Source organism: Vibrio sp. 10N.222.52.C3, assembly GCF_041474195.1.
Lineage (GTDB): Bacteria > Pseudomonadota > Gammaproteobacteria > Enterobacterales > Vibrionaceae > Vibrio > Vibrio crassostreae_C.
Window position 1 is genome coordinate 1 of the sequence record NZ_JBFRTQ010000165.1, and the last position, 802, is coordinate 802.

The 802-nt window shown below is 40.4% G+C and carries 2 protein-coding genes; both read right to left on the reverse strand.

Annotated features, from left to right (window positions below):
- Window positions 1-64: 64 nt before the first annotated feature.
- Window positions 65-376 carry a stress response translation initiation inhibitor YciH gene (gene yciH / locus AB4517_RS20710; RefSeq protein ID WP_008221404.1) on the reverse strand — a complete coding sequence of 104 codons (312 nt, stop codon included), beginning with the start codon at window positions 374-376 and terminating at the stop codon, window positions 65-67.
- Window positions 377-379: 3 nt separating this feature from the next.
- Window positions 380-748, reverse strand: coding sequence for a DUF3319 domain-containing protein (locus AB4517_RS20715; protein ID WP_017060095.1), 369 nt, complete (start codon window positions 746-748; stop codon window positions 380-382).
- Between the last annotated feature and the right edge of the window lie 54 nt (window positions 749-802).

The following is an 802-nucleotide window of genomic DNA, read 5'->3' on the forward strand; positions in this document are numbered from 1 at the left end:
ACCATAAAATACCTAATAACCAGTGATAATAATCTTCGATTTTAACCCTGGTATTAGTTAGAGATTAACCGCCAGCAAATTTAACTTTGTAGCCTTTCTTTTCAAGGTGCGCTTTGATCTTGTCGCGCGCGTCACCTTGAATTTCGATGTTGCCATCTTTTACTGAGCCACCGCAGCCGCAAACTTTCTTGAGTTCTGCTGCCATTAGTTTTAATGGTGCGTCATCTAGGTCTAAGCCAGTTACGACAGAAACGCCTTTGCCTTTACGGCCTTTGGTTTCTTTTTGGATTCGAACGATACCATCGCCTTTAGGACGTTGGACTTTCTCTTCTTCAGGCTTAATGCGACCTGTTTCTGTTGAATATACTAGGCTCATAATTTACTTCTTTTGTTGCTCTGCTTTTTGTTTTGCGAGTAAGTAAGCTTCTATATGGCGTTGGATTGCAACCTTGCCGCCTTTGATTAAGCGACCGTTAAACATGCAATACCACGCATTAGGCTCACCGGTGTCATTCTTGATTTGGTAGCCGTTGAAGTTTTCAGTCGAGCCACCAGTTCCTCTCGACTTATTTAATGACATGAATTCTTTTGGATCAATAATAGATGCGGTATCAATCCACCAATCAATACTCTTTTTCACGGCAGCTAGGTTGCCCTGAATAACGTTGTTTTTTAACTTAGCACGCCAAACTGTGTTGTTAGCATCTATCGATTGAAGATGGACGCTTCGGTAAATTGAATTAGCCATATCTATTAATCATCTTTCTGTTTTCACTGCATTAATCATAAGTATACTAATCTG

Bases quoted from the DNA above. Each gene is read 5' to 3' on its own strand.
- yciH (WP_008221404.1), bottom strand. From the start codon at position 376: ATGAGCCTAGTATATTCAACAGAAACAGGTCGCATTAAGCCTGAAGAA.
- AB4517_RS20715 (WP_017060095.1), bottom strand. From the start codon at position 748: ATGGCTAATTCAATTTACCGAAGCGTCCATCTTCAATCGATAGATGCT.